The 15965-nt window shown below is 64.7% G+C and carries 15 protein-coding genes and 3 pseudogenes; 14 read left to right on the top strand and 4 right to left on the bottom strand.

Annotated elements, in window-relative coordinates:
• Positions 1-3: 3 nt before the first annotated feature.
• From QZ634_RS20890 to can, 3 genes and pseudogenes are all read left to right on the top strand, one after another.
• A complete protein-coding gene (locus QZ634_RS20890; RefSeq protein ID WP_291989306.1) occupies positions 4-462 on the top strand; it encodes a PaaI family thioesterase in 459 nt (152 codons plus the stop codon).
• 33 nt (positions 463-495) lie between these two features.
• Positions 496-1661 (top strand): annotated as a pseudogene (locus QZ634_RS20895) (isovaleryl-CoA dehydrogenase).
• 118 nt (positions 1662-1779) lie between these two features.
• Positions 1780-2928 (top strand): annotated as a pseudogene (gene can, locus QZ634_RS21615) (carbonate dehydratase).
• A 244-nt stretch (positions 2929-3172) separates the two neighbouring features.
• On the opposite strand, the gene QZ634_RS20905 reads toward can, so the two are convergent.
• A complete protein-coding gene (locus tag QZ634_RS20905) occupies positions 3173-3394 on the bottom strand; it encodes a hypothetical protein (RefSeq protein WP_291991404.1) in 222 nt (73 codons plus the stop codon).
• A 38-nt stretch (positions 3395-3432) separates the two neighbouring features.
• On the opposite strand from QZ634_RS20905, the gene QZ634_RS20910 reads away from it, so the two are divergent.
• The 10 genes and pseudogenes from QZ634_RS20910 to QZ634_RS20955 all read left to right on the top strand — a co-directional run bounded on the left by QZ634_RS20910 (position 3433) and on the right by QZ634_RS20955 (position 12832).
• Positions 3433-3813, top strand: coding sequence for a DMT family transporter (locus QZ634_RS20910; protein ID WP_291991405.1), 381 nt, complete (start codon positions 3433-3435; stop codon positions 3811-3813).
• A 73-nt stretch (positions 3814-3886) separates the two neighbouring features.
• A pseudogene (locus QZ634_RS20915) lies at positions 3887-5036 on the top strand (acyl-CoA dehydrogenase family protein).
• A 212-nt stretch (positions 5037-5248) separates the two neighbouring features.
• Entirely contained in the window at positions 5249-5806 is a 558-nt protein-coding gene (locus tag QZ634_RS20920; RefSeq protein ID WP_366145435.1) for a 2-hydroxychromene-2-carboxylate isomerase, read from the top strand.
• Between the two features lie 45 nt (positions 5807-5851).
• On the top strand, positions 5852-7477 hold the full coding sequence (locus tag QZ634_RS20925) for a carboxyl transferase domain-containing protein (RefSeq protein ID WP_291989294.1): 1626 nt from the start codon (positions 5852-5854) through the stop codon (positions 7475-7477).
• 11 nt (positions 7478-7488) lie between these two features.
• Positions 7489-8283 (top strand): enoyl-CoA hydratase/isomerase family protein, encoded by a 795-nt coding sequence (locus QZ634_RS20930; protein ID WP_291989292.1) that lies wholly within the window; start codon positions 7489-7491, stop codon positions 8281-8283.
• 127 nt (positions 8284-8410) lie between these two features.
• The gene (locus tag QZ634_RS20935) at positions 8411-10447 is read left to right on the top strand and encodes an acetyl/propionyl/methylcrotonyl-CoA carboxylase subunit alpha (protein ID WP_291989290.1); all 2037 of its coding nucleotides are present in this window, start codon (positions 8411-8413) and stop codon (positions 10445-10447) included.
• Position 10448: 1 nt separating this feature from the next.
• Positions 10449-11372, top strand: coding sequence for a hydroxymethylglutaryl-CoA lyase (locus tag QZ634_RS20940; RefSeq protein WP_291989289.1), 924 nt, complete (start codon positions 10449-10451; stop codon positions 11370-11372).
• 31 nt (positions 11373-11403) lie between these two features.
• Positions 11404-11646: a DUF1289 domain-containing protein gene (locus tag QZ634_RS20945; RefSeq protein WP_291989287.1), complete on the top strand. Its 243-nt coding sequence runs from the start codon at positions 11404-11406 to the stop codon at positions 11644-11646.
• A gap of 80 nt (positions 11647-11726) precedes the next feature.
• The gene (locus QZ634_RS20950) at positions 11727-11918 is read left to right on the top strand and encodes a DUF1289 domain-containing protein (protein WP_043570425.1); all 192 of its coding nucleotides are present in this window, start codon (positions 11727-11729) and stop codon (positions 11916-11918) included.
• The gene (locus tag QZ634_RS20955; RefSeq protein WP_291989285.1) at positions 11918-12832 is read left to right on the top strand and encodes an MBL fold metallo-hydrolase; all 915 of its coding nucleotides are present in this window, start codon (positions 11918-11920) and stop codon (positions 12830-12832) included. The genes QZ634_RS20950 and QZ634_RS20955 overlap by 1 nt, the downstream gene beginning before the upstream one ends.
• Positions 12833-12858: 26 nt before the next feature.
• Here the strand turns inward: QZ634_RS20955 and QZ634_RS20960 are convergent, their stop codons facing one another.
• The 3 genes from QZ634_RS20960 to QZ634_RS20970 all read right to left on the bottom strand — a co-directional run bounded on the left by QZ634_RS20960 (position 12859) and on the right by QZ634_RS20970 (position 14787).
• Complete coding sequence (locus QZ634_RS20960) at positions 12859-13305, bottom strand: thioredoxin family protein (RefSeq protein ID WP_291989283.1); 447 nt, start codon at positions 13303-13305, stop codon at positions 12859-12861.
• Between the two features lie 26 nt (positions 13306-13331).
• On the bottom strand, positions 13332-14387 hold the full coding sequence (locus QZ634_RS20965; protein ID WP_291991406.1) for a response regulator: 1056 nt from the start codon (positions 14385-14387) through the stop codon (positions 13332-13334).
• 76 nt (positions 14388-14463) lie between these two features.
• The gene (locus QZ634_RS20970) at positions 14464-14787 is read right to left on the bottom strand and encodes a hypothetical protein (protein WP_291989282.1); all 324 of its coding nucleotides are present in this window, start codon (positions 14785-14787) and stop codon (positions 14464-14466) included.
• Between the two features lie 23 nt (positions 14788-14810).
• Between QZ634_RS20970 and ribBA the strand changes: the two genes are divergently transcribed.
• On the top strand, positions 14811-15944 hold the full coding sequence (gene ribBA, locus QZ634_RS20975) for a bifunctional 3,4-dihydroxy-2-butanone-4-phosphate synthase/GTP cyclohydrolase II (protein ID WP_291991407.1): 1134 nt from the start codon (positions 14811-14813) through the stop codon (positions 15942-15944).
• Positions 15945-15965: the final 21 nt, after the last annotated feature.

A 15965-nucleotide genomic window follows, 5' to 3' on the forward strand; every position in this document is an offset into this window, starting at 1 on the left:
TAAATGGCGGTCATGCACAAAGCTCAGGATTCCGATTTTGCCGAACGTGTCCGCGCCAGCTTCGATCGCCAGCAGGCGATGGCGCTGATTGGCGCCCGCATGGCGGTGGTCGAGCCCGGGTACACCGAGATCCATTTGCCGCATAAAGCCGAAATCACGCAGCAGCATGGCTACATCCATGGCGGAGTGGTGGGCATGATCGCCGACTCGGCGGCCGGTTACGCCGCCAGTACGCTGACCGCGCCGGAGACGGGCGTGCTGACCGTCGAGTACAAGCTCAACCTGCTCGCGCCGGCCGAGGGCGATCTGCTGATTGCCGAGGGGTCGGTACTCCGCTACGGGCGGACGCTGATCGTCACCCGCGCCGAAGTGTTTGCCGTTCAGCATGGCCGCAAGAGCATGTGTGCCTTGATGCAGCAGACGATCATGACCGTGCACGGCAAGAAAGAGCATCCGCGCTAGTACCTGCCCCAGCCCACCCAAGGAGCGAGAGACATGGAATATCCGAGCCTCAACTTTGCCCACGGCGAAACGATCGACATGCTGCGGGAAAGCATTCGCGGCTTTGCTGCTGCCGAAATCGCACCGCGTGCCGAGGCCATCGATCGCGACAACCTGTTTCCCGCCGATCTGTGGCGCAAGTTCGGCGACATGGGGTTGCTCGGGATGACCGCCGACGAGGAGTACGGCGGAACCGGGCTCGGCTACCTGGCGCAACATCATCGCCATGGAAGAGGTTTCGCGGGCGTCGGCGAGCGTCGGACTCTCGTATGGCGCGCACTCCAACCTTTGCGTCAACCAGATCGGGCGCAACGGCAACGCAGCGCAGAAGGCCAGGTATTTGCCGAAGCTGATTTCCGGCGAGCACGTCGGCGCGCTGGCGATGTCCGAAGCGAATGCCGGTTCCGATGTGGTGAGCATGAAGCTGCGCGCCGAAGCCAGGGTGTGACCACCTTGTGCTCAACGGCGGCAAGATGTGGATCACCAACGGCGGTGACGCCGACACCCTGGTGGTTTACGCGAAGACCGACATCAACGCCGGGGCGAAGGGAATCACCGCGCTGATCGTCGAGAAGGGAATGAAGGGCTTCTCCTGCGGCTCGAAGCTCGACAAGCTCGGCATGCGCGGCTCGAACACCTACCCGCTGTTCTTCGACGACTGCGAAGTGCCGCTGGACAACGTCCTTGGCCAGGTCAACGGCGGCGTGCGCGTGCTCATGAGCGGCCTCGATTACGAGCGCGCGGTGCTCGCCGGCGGGCCGCTGGGGATCATGGCCGCGGCGATGGACCTGGTGCTGCCCTACCTGCACGACCGCCAGCAGTTCGGGCAGGCGATCGGCGAGTTCCAGTTGATGCAGGGCAAGGTCGCCGACATGTACACCACCTTCAACGTCTGCCGGGCCTACGTCTATGCCGTGGGCCAGGCTTGCGATCGCGGCGAAACGACGCGCAAGGACGCCGCAGGCGCGATTCTCTACGCCGCCGAAAAGGCAACCTGGATGGCCGGCGAGACCATCCAGACGCTCGGCGGCAACGGCTACATCAACGAGTATCCGGCCGGCAGGCTGTGGCGCGACGCGAAGCTTTACGAAATCGGCGCCGGTACTTCGGAAATCCGCCGTATGCTGATTGGTCGCGAACTGTTCGCCGACACGCTCTGAGGCGCCATGCGCCCTACACTGAGCGTTACGCCGCTGCGCGGGAACATGCCTGCCGCCACGGCGTAGCGCGTTTCCAGCAGCTATTCTGCAGCCCTTGTCCGCAGCTTTCGGGAAGATCATGACCACCATCCTGCGCAACCTTACCGCCGACGACAGCGCTGCTGTCGAACACGTTCGCCAGTTCTTCCGCAACTATGCCGCCTGGCTGGGCGTCGATCTGTCATTCCAGGGTTTCGAGGAGGAAATGGCGTCGCTGCCGGGCGCCTATGCGGCCCCATCGGGTCGCTTGTTCTACGCCGAGCGCGACGGCCAGCCGGCGGGCTGCGTCGGCATCCGGCCGCTGTCCGCGGGTCTCTGCGAAATGAAGCGCCTGTACGTCGAGCCGGGCAGCGCGGTGGTGGCGTCGGTCTCGAGCTGGCGCTGGCGGCGATCAAGGCGGCCAAGGATATCGGTTACAAGCGGCTGCTGCTCGACACCCTGCCGTCGATGCGCGTCGCCGTCCGCCTGTATCGTGAATTGGGTTTTCACGAAGCGCCCGCGTACTACCAGACGCCGATCGAGGGGACCATGTTTCTCGCCCCTCGATCTGCAGAACTGGACCGAGGAGGAAGTGGCCAACGAAAACCTCTTTCACCTCTTCGACTTCAACCGCGCCTGGTCGAATCGCATGCAGGAAAGCGACGCCGAGTATTTCATGCGCCTGTCGCGGCTGCAGACGCCAGAGTATCTGTTGGATCGGCTGTTCCGATTCGCGGGTGCCGGCGAACGAGATCGTCGGCCTGCTGCCGGGCGAGATTCTTCGTGCATCGCAACGTCGCCAACGTCGTCGTGCATACCGATCTCAACTGCCTGTCGGTGATACAGTTCGCGGTCGATGCGCTCAAGGTGCGGCACGTAATGGTCGTCGGCCATTACGGTTGCGGGGGGGTGAAGGCGGCGCTCAATCGTGACCAGCGTCGGCCTGGTCGACATCTGGCTGCGGCACGTGCGAGACGTGCACGACAAGCATCTGGCGCGCGTCGACAGCTGCCGCCCGAGCAGCGACATGACCCGCCTGTGCGAGCTCAACGTCCTCGAACAGGTGGCCAACGTCTGCCAGACCTTCGTCGTCCAGGATGCCTGGCAGCGTGGCCAGCCGCTGGACCGTGCACGGCTGGATCTACGGCCTCAAGGACCGGTCTGATGCGCGACCTCGGTGTTTACCGTGCACCGCCAGGAAGACCTGCTGCCCACCTATCTGACGGCACTCGAAGCCTTGCAGGGCTGACGTGACGGCTCACTTGTCACTTACCCGGAGCGGATTTCTGCGTCGCCGGCGAACCTATTTCAAGCTGATTTCCACGGCGGCGCTGTGGGGGCGGACGTGGGTCGGCCGCGCGCATCGCGGTCAGCGAAGCGGCGCCGCTGGCCGTGGCCAGCTGGCGCTTCCTGCTCGCGGCGCTGGTTCTCGGCGCCTTGCTGGTCGTTCGCGAAGGCTGGCCGCGGTGGTCGCCTCGGCGAGTGGCTGACGCTCACCCGCGCTCGGCGCCACCGGTATCTTCCTTTACAACGTCTGCTTTCTCTACGGCATGACGATGATTCAGGCCGGCCGTGGTGCGCTGGGTCGTGGCGCTGACGCCGGCGCTGATCGCCGCCAGCGACTGGCTGCTGTTCGGCGCGCCGATGTCGCCGACAAGGCGCTCGGCATCGGCCTGGCTGCCTTCGGCTGCCTGCTGGTGGTCACCAATGGCCATCCCTCTCTGCTGCTCGCCGGCGAGGTGGGGCTCGGCGAATGGCTGACATCGGCTGCGCCGTGATGTGGACGATCTACACCTTCCTCGGGCGGCGCGGTACCCGCTCGCTCTCGCCGCTGGCGATGACTTTCGGCGCCAGTGTCACCGGCTGGTTGATGCTGACCGGCGCGGCCCTGCTGCAGGGTTCGCTCTTTTCGCTGTCAGAAACGACCTGGCGTGGCTGGAGCGCAATCGTTTTCCTCGGACTTTTCGGCACCGCCCTGGCTTTCACCTGGTACGCCGAGGCCGTACAGCGCATCGGCGCCACGCGTTCGGCGGCGTTCATCAATCTGGTGCCGGTCAGCGCCGTCATCCTTGGTGCCGTGCTGCTCGGAGAGCGGCTCGGGCTGGCCGTTGCTGAGGCGGCGGCGCCCTGGTGATTGCCGGCGTCTACATTACCAATCGCGCCGGCGTGAAACTTGCGTCCGGTGCGAACCTCAAGGAGAAAGCTGCATGATTCTGACTCAGGAACAGGAAATGATTCGTGACTCGCTGCGTGAATTCGCGCGCGAGCGTCTGGCCCCCTTCGCCGGCGAATGGGACCGCAATCACACAGTTTCCGGCTGAGGCCTTTACGCGAACTCGGCGAACTTGGCGCGCTCGGGAATGGTGGTTCCCGAGGAGTGGGGCGGTGCCGGCATGGACCTACATGTCGCTGGTGCTGGTGATCGAGGAAATCGCTTGCCGGTGATGGCGCCACCTCGACCATCGTCAGCGTCTCAGAACTCGCTGGCCTGCGGGATCACCATGAAGTACGGCTTCCGACGAGCAGAAGGAAACCTGGGCTCAAACCGCTGGCCAGCGGCGAGAAAACTCGGCTGCTCTGCCTGACCGAACCGCACACCGGGTCCGACGCCGCAGCGATCACTACCCGTGCCGACCGCGACGGGCGACCATTTCGTCCTCAATGGCGTCAAGCAGTTCATCACCACCGGCAAAATACGGGCCAGGGTGGCGATCGTCTTCGCGGTGACCGACAAGGCTGCGGGCAAGAAAGGCATCTCGTGTTTCCTGGTGCCCACCGACACCCCCGGCTATATCGTTGCGCGCATCGAGGAAAAGATGGGACAGCGTGCTTCGGATACTGCCCAAGATCCTGTTCGAAGACTGCCGTGTTCCGGCGTCCTGCCTGCTCGGCCAGGAAGGCGACGGCTACCGTATTGCCCTGTCGAACCTCGAAGCCGGCCGCATCGGCATCGCCGCGCAGTCGGTCGGCATGGCGCGCGCCGCCTTCGAATGCGCGGTGCAGTACGCCAAGGACCGCGAAACCTTCGGCAAGCCGATCATCGAACACCAGGCGGTCAGCTTCCGCCTTGCCGACATGGCCACCCAGATCGACGCCGCGCGGCTGATGGTCTGGCGCGCCGCAACTTTCAAGGATGCCGGCAAGCCCTGCCTCAAGGAGGCGTCGATGGCCAAGATGTTCGCCTCCGAAATGGCCGAGAAGGTCTGTTCGGACGCCATCCAGATTCTCGGCGGTTATGGCTACGTCAGCGATTTCCCGGTCGAGCGGATCTACCGCGACGTCCGCGTCTGCCAGATTTACGAGGGCGCCAACGACATCCAGCGGCTGGTCATCGGCCGCGCCGTTGCCGACGCCTGACATGAGCCGCCACGCGCTGCGGCCGGAGGCGGACCCCGCCTGGCTCAAGGTCCGCTCGCCATACCGCTTGCGGGCGGTTTCCTTTGCATCTGGATAGGTACCCATGCCGACCACGACAAACTGCTTGGCTGATATCGGTCCGTAGCGAAGTCGCTTCCCCCGGGCTTTGCGCCTGAATCGTCAACACATCCACTCATCGGGAAGACCAAGCCATGCCGGAACCCATCGATTTCTACTTCGACTTCTCGTCGCCGTATGGCTACCTGGCCTCCGAGAAGATCGACGAACTCGCCAGGAGCCACGGGCGCCAGGTCAGATGGCGGCCGATTCTGCTCGGCGTGGTGTTCAAGCACACCGGCGCCGCGCCCTTGACGCTGGTGCCGCTCAAGGGCGAGTACTCGGTGCACGACTTCTCGCGCTCGGCGCGCTTCCTCTCTGTGCATTACCGCCATCCGGCGAAGTTTCCGCTCGCTACCCAGCACGCGGCGCGCGCCTATTACTGGCTGGACGATCAGGACTGTGCAACGGCGCGGGCCTTCGCGCACTCGCTTTTCCGCGCGTTCTACGCCGAGGGGCGCGACATCTCCGACCTGGACGTGGTCCTCGAACTGGCGGCGCGGCACGGAGCCGATCGCGACTCCCTGTCTGTCGCGCTGAACGGCCCCGAACTCAAGCAGCGGCTGAAAGACGAAGGCGACGCGGCGCTCGCCAGGGGTGTTTTTGGTTCGCCGTACATGATCGTCGACGGCGAGCCGTTTTTTCGGTGTTGACCGGCTGCCACAGCTCGATCGCTGGCTGACCTCTGGAGGTTTCTGATGCCCGTACTGCAAACCCAGCTCAACGCGCGGAGTGCCGAATTCAAGGCCAACGGCGAGGCCATGCGTGCGGTCGTTGCCGATCTGCGTGCCACCGTCGCGCGCATCGCCCTCGGGGGGCCTGAAAGCGCGCGCCAGAAACATCTGGCGCGCGGCAAGCTGCTGCCACGCGAGCGCGTCAACGCCCTGATCGACCCCGGCTCGCCCTTTGTCGAACTATCGCAGCTGGCCGCCTACGGCATGTATGGCGGCAGCGCGGAGAATCCCTTCGAGGTGCCGGCGGCGTCGCTGATCACCGGTATCGGGCGGGTGAACGGCATCGAGTGCATGATCGTTGCCAACGACGCGACGGTGAAAGGGGGTACCTACTACCCGCTGACCGTCAAGAAACACCTGCGCGCGCAGGAGATCGCCGGCGAGAACCGCTTGCCATGCATCTACCTGGTCGACTCGGGCGGCGCTTTCCTGCCCATGCAGGAGGACGTCTTTCCGGACAAGGAGCATTTCGGCCGCATCTTCTACAACCAGGCCAATCTTTCGGCGGCGGGTATCCCGCAGATCGCAGCGGTGATGGGCTCATGCACCGCGGGCGGGGCCTATGTGCCGGCAATGTCCGACGAATCGATCATCGTCAAGGATCAGGGAACGATCTTTCTCGGCGGGCCGCCGCTGGTCAAGGCGGCGACCGGAGAAGTGGTGAGCGCCGAGGATCTGGGTGGCGCCGACGTGCATACGCGCGTCTCGGGTGTCGCCGACCACTACGCCGAAAACGACGCGCACGCGCTGGCGATTGCTCGCCGCATCGTCGGCAATCTCAACTGGCGCAAGCGCCCGCCGCTTGCTCTGAGCGAGCCGCGTGCGCCGCTGTACGCGGCCGACGAGTTGTACGGAGTGATCCCGAGCGATAGCAAGAAGCCTTTCGACGTGCGCGAGATCATCGCGCGCATCGTCGATGGCTCGGACTTCGACGAGTTCAAGGCGCGTTACGGAACGACCATCGTCTGCGGCTTTGCGCGCGTCTGGGGCTATCCGGTCGGAATTGTCGCCAACAATGGCATCTTGTTTTCGGAATCGTCGCTGAAAGCCGCCCATTTCGTCGAACTCTGCGCGCAGCGCGGCATTCCGCTGCTTTTCCTGCAGAACATCACCGGCTTCATGGTCGGTCGCAAGTACGAGAACGGCGGCATTGCTCGCGACGGTGCGAAGATGGTCACCGCCGTCGCCTGTGCCAAGGTGCCGAAATTCACGGTGGTCATCGGCGGTTCTTTCGGTGCCGGCAATTACGGCATGTGCGGTCGTGCCTACTCGCCGCGTTTCATGTGGATGTGGCCGAATGCGCGCATTTCGGTGATGGGTGGCGAGCAGGCGGCGGCTGTTCTGGCAACGGTCAGGCGCGACGGCATCGAAGCCGCCGGCAAGTCGTGGAGCGCTGCGGACGAAGAAGCATTCAAGGCGCCGATCCGCGCCCAGTACGAGGTCCAGGGTCATCCCTATTACGCCAGCGCCCGCCTCTGGGACGATGGCGTGATCGACCCCGCCGACACCCGGCGGGTTCTCGGACTCGGCCTCTCGGCAGCGATGAACGCCGCAGCCGAAGCGACGAAGTTCGGCATTTTTCGGATGTGAGCGAGGTTTTGATGAGCGACTACCAAGCAATAGTGACCGAGGTCGACGCCGGTGTCGGCATCCTGACGCTGAACAAGGCACAGCGCCACAACGCTTTCGACGCGCAACTGATCGCCGAGATCACTGCCGGTTTGCGAGAACTCGACGCCGACGCCGATGTCCGCGTCGTCGTCCTCTCGTCTACCGGCAAGAGCTTCTGCGCCGGCGCCGACCTGAACTGGATGCGCGCCGCTGCCGGCTACTCGGAGGAGGAAAACCTGCGCGACGCGAATCGCCTGGCCGAGCTCCTGTCGACGCTCAACGAACTCTCGAAGCCGACGATTGCACGCGTCCAGGGACCTGCCTACGGCGGTGGCGTCGGCCTGATCGCCGCTTGCGATATCGCCGTGGGTACCTACGACGCCATCTTCTCGCTCAGCGAAGTGAAACTGGGGATCATTCCGGCGCTGATCAGTCCCTACGTCCTGGCGGCCATCGGCGAGCGCTACAGTCGGCGCTACATGCTGACCGCCGAGCGCTTCTCGGCTGCAGAAGCTTACCGGATCGGCTTGCTGCACGAGATCGTTCCTGGCGAGGAACAACTCGACGAGGCGATTGGCGAAATCGTCGACAGCCTGCTGGCCAACGGCCCGAGCGCGCAGGCCGAGTGCAAGGCGCTGCTCCGCGTCGTCGTCGGGCAGCCGATCGACGAGCAGACGATCGCCGAAACGGCACAACGCATTACCCGCGTGCGCAGCAGTCCGGAAGGCCAGGAAGGTCTGGCCGCTTTCCTCGAAAAGCGGCGGCCGAACTGGCTGCTGGAGTGATGCGCGGAGTGGCCAGCCGGAGAACGACGCACCGCCATCAAAATGCATTGCCCTGCGGCTTGCCGCTGTTGAACCATTGACTCGACATTCACGGCGCACTGGCGGCGTGGAGGCGAAAGGTGCTCCGATGTTTACAAAGATTCTGATAGCCAATCGCGGCGAGATCGCCTGCCGTGTGATCAAGACCGCGCGGCGCATGGGCGTGCGTACGGTGGCCGTCTATTCGGAGGCCGACGCCAACGCCCGCCACGTGCGCCTGGCTGACGAGGCGGTGTGCATCGGTCCCGCTGCCGTCCGCGAGTCGTACCTGGTCGGCGAGCGAATTCTTGCTGCCGCCCGCCGAACCGGTGCGCAGGCGATCCATCCCGGCTACGGCTTTCTGTCCGAGAACGACGTCTTTGCCGACGCCTGCGCTGCCGCGGGGATCGTCTTCATTGGGCCGCCAGCAGCAGCGATCCGCGCCATGGGTTCGAAGTCGGCGGCCAAGGCGATCATGAGCGCTGCCGGCGTCCCGGTGACGCCCGGCTACCACGGCGACGACCAGGAGGCGGAGCTGCTGCGGGTAAAAGCCGACGCGATCGGCTATCCGGTGCTGATCAAGGCAGCGGCCGGGGGCGGCGGCAAGGGAATGCGCCTGGTCGAGCGTGGCGAGGATTTTGCCGCCGCGCTGGCGTCGTGCCAGCGCGAGGCGCTCTCGTCGTTCGGCGACGACAAGGTGCTGATCGAGAAGTATCTTAGCCGTTCGCGGCATATCGAATTCCAGATCTTCGCCGATACGCGCGGCAATTGCGTTCATCTTTTCGAACGTGACTGCTCGGTGCAGCGCCGTCATCAGAAAGTTCTCGAGGAAGCACCGGCTCCGGGAATGACGAGCGCACGGCGCACGGCGATGGGCAAGGCGGCCGTCGACGCCGCGCGCGCGGTCGGTTATGTCGGCGCGGGCACGGTGGAGTTCATCGCCAGCGACACTTTCGTGGCTGATGGAAGCTTCTATTTCATGGAAATGAACACCCGCCTGCAGGTCGAGCACCCGGTCACCGAAATGATTTCCGGGCAGGATCTCGTCGAGTGGCAGCTGCGCGTGGCCAGCGGCGAAGCCCTGCCGCTACGCCAGGAGCAACTGGAAATCCGTGGGCACGCGCTCGAGGCGCGGATCTATGCCGAGAACCCCGAGCAGGATTTCCTGCCGTCGACCGGGCGGCTGGTACATCTCTCGCCGCCGGCCGAAAGCCTCAACGTGCGCGTTGACACGGGCATCGAACAGGGCGACGAAATCACGCCGTTCTACGACCCGATGATCGCCAAACTCGTCGTTTGGGACGTGGACCGTGACGCGGCCTTGGCGCGCATGTGGCAGGCGCTGGCCGACTACCGCATCGTCGGCGTCAGCACCAACGTCGCCTTCCTGTCACGCTTGGTGGTCTGTCCGGCTTTTGCCGACGCCGATCTCGATACCGGCCTCATCGAGCGCAGCCGCGAGTTCCTCTTTCCGGCCCACAGCGAACCGCCGCGCAATGTCTTTTTCGTCGCCGCGGTCGCCGGTTTGCTGCGCGAGCAGGCGGCGGCGCTCAGCAGGGCCAGCCATTCGGGCGACCCCTGGTCGCCGTGGAGTTCGCACGACGGCTGGCGCCTGAACATTCAGTCGCGACGCACGCTCACCTATCGCAGTGGCGAAGCAGTGTTCGAAGTGGCGGTTGACTACGAGGTCGATGGCTGGCGCCTGACGCTGGCTGGCGAGTCGGTGCTTGCCCGCGGTCGGGTTCTCGAGAGCGGACGTTTTGCCGGCCAGCTTGCCGTCGAACTCGACGATCGTCGCCTGGTGGCCAGCGTCGTCGCTGTCAATGAGAAGCAGGAGCAGAAGCGGTATGTCTTCCTGCATGGCAGCAACTACCTGATCCTGCGCGACGATCCGCTGCACCTGGTCGAGGCTGGCGGTACGCACGGCGGGGGCCTGACGGCGCCGATGCCGGGCAAAGTTGTCGCCTTGCTGGCAGCGGTCGGCCAGCAGGTGGAAAAAGGTGCGCCGCTGCTGATTCTCGAAGCGATGAAGATGGAACATACGATCACCGCGCCGAAGAATGGCATCGTCAAGGCCTTCTGCTACGCTGCCGGCGATCAGGTTGCCGATGGTGCCGAACTGGTCGACTTTGCCGCGGAGAAATGAAATGGCGTTGCCGAAACAGGTCAAACTGGTCGAAGTCGGTCCCCGCGATGGCTTGCAGAACGAGGCGCAGATTGTTCCGGCGGCGATCAAGATCGAATTGATCGAACGTCTCGCCGATGCCGGGCTGTCGACCATCGAGGCGACCTCGTTCGTGTCGCCGAAGTGGGTGCCGCAAATGGCCGACAGCGCCGAAGTCCTGCGCGCGGTGTTGTCCAGTCCGCGTCGCCGGCCGCAGGTAGCGTACCCGGTACTGACGCCCAATCTCAAGGGCTTCGACGCGGCCATCGAGGCTGGCGCGCAGGAGGTGGCGATTTTTGGCGCCGCTTCGGAAGCGTTCTCGGAGAAGAACATCAACTGCAGTATCGCCGAAAGCCTGAAGCGCTTCGCCGCCGTCGTCGACGCCGCCAGCGCCCTCGAGATCCGCGTGCGGGGCTATGTTTCCTGTGTCGTCGCCTGCCCTTACGAAGGCCCGGTTGATCCGCGACGTGCCGCCTGGGTCGCCCGGCAGCTTTTCGAGATGGGTTGCTACGAGGTCTCGCTCGGCGACACCATCGGCGCCGGAACGCCGGCGTCGATCACCAAGATGCTCGAAGCCTGTGCGACGGTGGTGCCGATCAAGCGCCTGGCGGGTCATTATCACGATACCTACGGGATGGCGATTGCCAATATCTACGCTTCGCTGCAGATGGGCATGGCGGTTTTCGACAGCTCGATCGCCGGTCTCGGTGGCTGCCCCTATGCCACCGGGGCGAGTGGCAACGTAGCGACGGAAGACGTCGTTTATCTGCTCCAGGGGCTGGCCGTCGAAAGCGGTGTCGACATGGGCAAGTTGCTCGCTGCCGGCCAGTTCATAGCCAGTCACCTGGGCCGCGAACCGGCGTCAAAGGCCGCGCGCGCGCTGCGTGCGCGCCAGCGCACGGGCTAAAGGCAGGGGCAAGGCTTTTGATGTGGAGGAAATGGCCGTGAGTCAAGTGCAGGCGCAAAGCGTCGCGTCGCCGTGCATCAACGTCTGCAAGATGGACGACGACGGCGGCTTCTGTCTCGGCTGCTTCCGGACGATCGAAGAGATTGCCGTCTGGAGCCGCGCCCCGGACGAGCAGCGCCTGAGAATCCTGGTCGCTGTAGAGCGTCGCCGCGTTGAGCACGACCCCGCCGGCTGTGCGTCGGGAGGGGAGTTTCGTGGCGACTGTGAGCGCTGACCGGCGGCGAGACAAGCGAGGAGTGGGCAAATGAAACACGGACCGGTTCGCTGCGAATTCATTGCTCATGGCCAGCGCCCATGAGCGAGACTGAAGACGACTATCTCTGTGTCGGGGTCTGCATGTTCGACCCGGATTCGGGTTACTGCCTTGGCTGCGGGCGCCCGCCCGAGCCGGTGTCAGACGCCGCGCAGGGGATCGTCGTCGAAGAGGTGCAGCCGCTGCGGGTCGTCGATGAGGGACTGAACGGCGATTCCCCCGACAAGTCCTGATGTTGCCCGACAACCTCCTGGTTCTTGAACGCGGCTGGCTGTCGTCGAACAACATCGTTTTCCTCGAAGGCGAGCGGGCGGCACTGATCGATAGCGGTTACGTCACGCAGGCCGGCCAGACGCTTGCCTTGCTCGAACACGCGCTGGCTGGTCGTCGCCTGACGCGCTTGCTGAACACCCATTCGCATTCTGACCATATCGGAGGCAACGCCGCGCTGGTCGAGGCTTTTGGCTGCCAGGTCGTCGTTCCGCACGGAATCGACGCGACGATCGCCGAGTGGGACGAAGAGGCGCTGCTGCTTTCACCGCTTGGTCAGTCCGCCGCCCGCTTTCGCCACGATGCGACGCTTGCCGCTGGCGATGAAATCGAGCTCGGCGGTCTCAACTGGCGGGCGATCGCGGTTCCCGGTCACGACATGGACGCCCTCGCCTATCACAACCCCGAACGGCGTATCCTGATCTCCGGTGATGCGCTGTGGCGCAATGGCTTCGGGGTCATTTTTTCGGAACTTCTTGGCCATCCGGAAGGTGCTGGTGGCCTCAAGGCGGCGCGTGAAACGCTCGATGTGCTTGCTCGCCTGCCGGTCGAAGTGGTGATCCCCGGTCATGGCGCGCCTTTCGTCGACGTCGAAGATGCTTTCGAGCGGGCGTATCGGCGGCTGGCTGCGTTCGAACACGACATCGATCTGCTCGTCTGGCACGCGCTCAAGGTGATTCTTGCTTTTGCCTTGCTGGAAAGACGGCAGCTGCCGCGCGCCGATCTGCCCGTTTTTCTTGCGCGCCTGAGTTTTTGCCAGAGCGTCAACGCGCGCTACCTGAACCTCAGCAACGAGGTGCTGGCGCACCGCCTGGCTCGCGACCTGATCCGCGTGGGCACGCTACGCGACGAGCAGGGAGTGCTGGTCGCCATGTAGCTGCGCTATCGCGCTGCTGCACCCGCTCAGTCCTGGGGACAGAGTCTTCCCAGGCAAGCGGCATCGAGGTGGCGCAGGTCCGGGTCGTCCTGCCAGCCGTGACGGTCGACGCTGGAGAATGCGTATTCCTCACTTTCTTCGCTGCTTTGTTCCAGGAAAGCCTCGAGCGTGCGTTTCAGGTGACTCGGTGTCGGCAGCATGATGCCGTAGAAGAGGACCAGGTTGCGACGCTTGATGAGTAGCGTTGGGAAGTTTTCCACGTCGATGTCGCCCAGGTTGTCGGCGTGTTCCTCGATATCCAGCCAGTGAAATCCGGCCTCCGGGAACTGGCGGGCGAGCGCCGCGAAGCCTTCCCGGTACTCGCGGCAAACGCCGCACCATTCGGCGCACAGGCAAACGATCACGAACTCGGCAAGCGTGGGGTTTCGTTGCCCATGCTTTTCCGGGTGATCGGTGCGAGGCGCGCTCTCCATGACGCCGGCGTTCGCTGAACGCGGGCTCAAGCGCTGCCCTGGCTGTTGGCCAGGCGCTGGATGTGGGCGATCAGCTGCTCCTCGGGGTAGGGTTTGCCGAGCAGTACGTCTACGCCCGCGGCGTCGGCTTCACCACGCAACTGCTCACTGTCCGAAGTGACCATGATGATCGGCAGGCGCGCGGTGGCGGCATTGGCACGCAGCTGTCGTGTCAGCTGCAAGCCGCTCATGCCGGGCATATCAACGTCGGTAATCAGTACGTCCGGCAAGGCGGCCTTGATTTGCTGGGCCGCGTCCAGTCCGTCTTCAGCCATGACGACCTGGTAGCGCTGGGTGCCGAGCAGGCGGCCGGTCTTGACGCGCACTACCTTGGAATCGTCAGCGATCATCACCACCGTTTCTTCTGGCGTCCTGGCTTTTGCTGGCGCCACCGGCGGGGCGCTGGCCGCGGCCAGCCGCTGCGCTTCCTCGGCTGCCTGGCGCTCGGTTTCGCGAGCAATGGCTTCGGCAACGGCCAGGCACTCTTCTTCTTCCGCACGCAGGGCTTCCTCAACGGCCTTGCGGTCCGCTTCGACTTGCGCAGCTTCCTCGGCGGCGGCGCGCTTGGCTTCCTCGGCGGCCTTGCGCTCGGCGGCGGCACGCTCGGCTTCCTCGGCGGCCTTGCGCTCGGCGGCGGCGCGCTTGGCTTCCTCGGCGGCCTTGCGCTCGGCGGCGGCGCGCTCGGCTTCCTCGGCGGCCATGCGCTCGGCGGCGGCACGCTCGGCTTCCTCGGCGGCCTTGCGCTCGGCGGCGGCACGCTCGGCTTCCTCGGCGGCCTTGCGCTCGGCGGCGGCACGCTCGGCTTCCTCGGCGGCCTGGCGTTGGGCTGCGGCGTGCGCGGCTTCCTCGGCGGCCTGGCGTTGGGCTGCGGCGTGCGCGGCTTCCTCGGCGGCCTTGCGCTCGGCGGCGGCGCGGGCAGCCTCTTCAGTGGCTTCCCGCTCTTCTTGATCGTCTGCTGAACGACGAGTCCTGAAGGCGCGCAACGCGAAAAACGACACGATCACTATCGCGGCGACCAACAGCAAGCTCTCATTGATGGACATTGAACTGATCCTTCGCCTTCTTGGCATTCACCCTCGTCGGAATGTGCCGACGCACACCCAGTCACGATTCAATTGATCAGCCGATGGCGTTGTGCCCTCGCTGGCGACCATGATAAAACGAATAATTGACTGATTGGGTGATCGCTTGGCCGCGCGCTTGCGGCCAGGGTGCTCGGCGAATGGCGTTGATCGCCGCCCTGGCCCACCTGGCCGCCTTGGCCACGAAGCGATTGCCGGGCGGCGAGTGGCGGGCGGCGAGTGGCGGCGAAAGCGCCAGGGGCTTTATCTCCGCATGGCGGTGGAGCCGGGAAACTGAGAGAATGCCGGGTTCGGGAACGATGCGGCTTGACCAGTCAAGGCGTGGCTTGTCGCCAGTGGGCGCGGGCTCAATTGCGCGCATGCCCGCCGCGGAGGATGTAGAGAATGTCACCACAGAGCACTTCGACCGATGTTTCACCGATCGAAGAAGTCATTGTCGAAATGCGTGCCGGACGGATGGTCGTCCTGGTTGACGAAGAAGACCGTGAGAACGAGGGCGATCTGATTCTCGCCGCCGAACATGTGACTCCGGAGGCGATCAACTTCATGGCCCGCTTTGGGCGCGGGTTGATCTGCCTGACGCTGACCGAGGCGCGTTGTCGGCAACTGGGCCTGACGCAGATGGCGCGTGACAACAAGAGCCCCTACAGCACGGCCTTCACGGTTTCGATCGAAGCCGCCGAAGGGGTGACCACGGGCATCTCGGCGCAGGACCGCGCGCTGACCATCAAGGCGGCGGTGGCACGCAACGCGGGGCCTGCCGACATCGTCCAGCCCGGACATGTCTTTCCGATCATGGCGCGCGCGGGGGGGGTCCTGGTGCGCGCTGGCCATACCGAAGCCGGCTGTGATCTGGCGCTGCTCGCCGGGCTTGAGCCGGCGGCGGTGATTTGCGAAATCCTCAACGAGGATGGCAGCATGGCCCGTCTGCACGACCTGGTTGACTTCGCTCGCCAGCATGGCCTCAAGATTGGCACCATCGCCGATCTCATTCACTACCGCAGCCAGCACGAGACGCTGGTCGAGCGTACGCTGTCGAAGCCGGTGCAGTCCGCGCACGGCGAGTTCATGCTGCACGCGTACACGGATTGCACCTCGAACGAGGTGCACCTGGTGCTCACCAAGGGCGAGATCTGCCCCGACCAGGAAACGGTGGTGCGCGTGCACGAGCCGCTCTCGGTGGTCGATTTCCTCGATCCGGGCGGGGATCGGCATACTTTTTCACTCGACGTGGCACAGGCGGCGCTGGCGCGGGCAAGGGCGGGTGTAATCGTCTTGCTGCATCGGCCGGAGAGCGGTCAGGACATTCTCGCCATGCTCCGTGAGCCTGTGGCCAGCAAACGTCCGGCCGCCCGTTGGGACCCGCGCATCTACGGTATCGGGGCGCAGATTCTGCGCGATCTCGGGGTGGGAAAAATGAAACTACTTGCCAGTCCACGGCGCATGCCGAGCATGACCGGCTTCGATCTCGAAGTGACCGGCCACATCGCAAACCTGACCGACCTTGAGAGGCTCTGATGAGCACCCAGACAACGCGTA

This window comes from Candidatus Accumulibacter sp. ACC007 (assembly GCF_907163205.1).
GTDB classification, from domain to species: domain Bacteria; phylum Pseudomonadota; class Gammaproteobacteria; order Burkholderiales; family Rhodocyclaceae; genus Accumulibacter; species Accumulibacter regalis.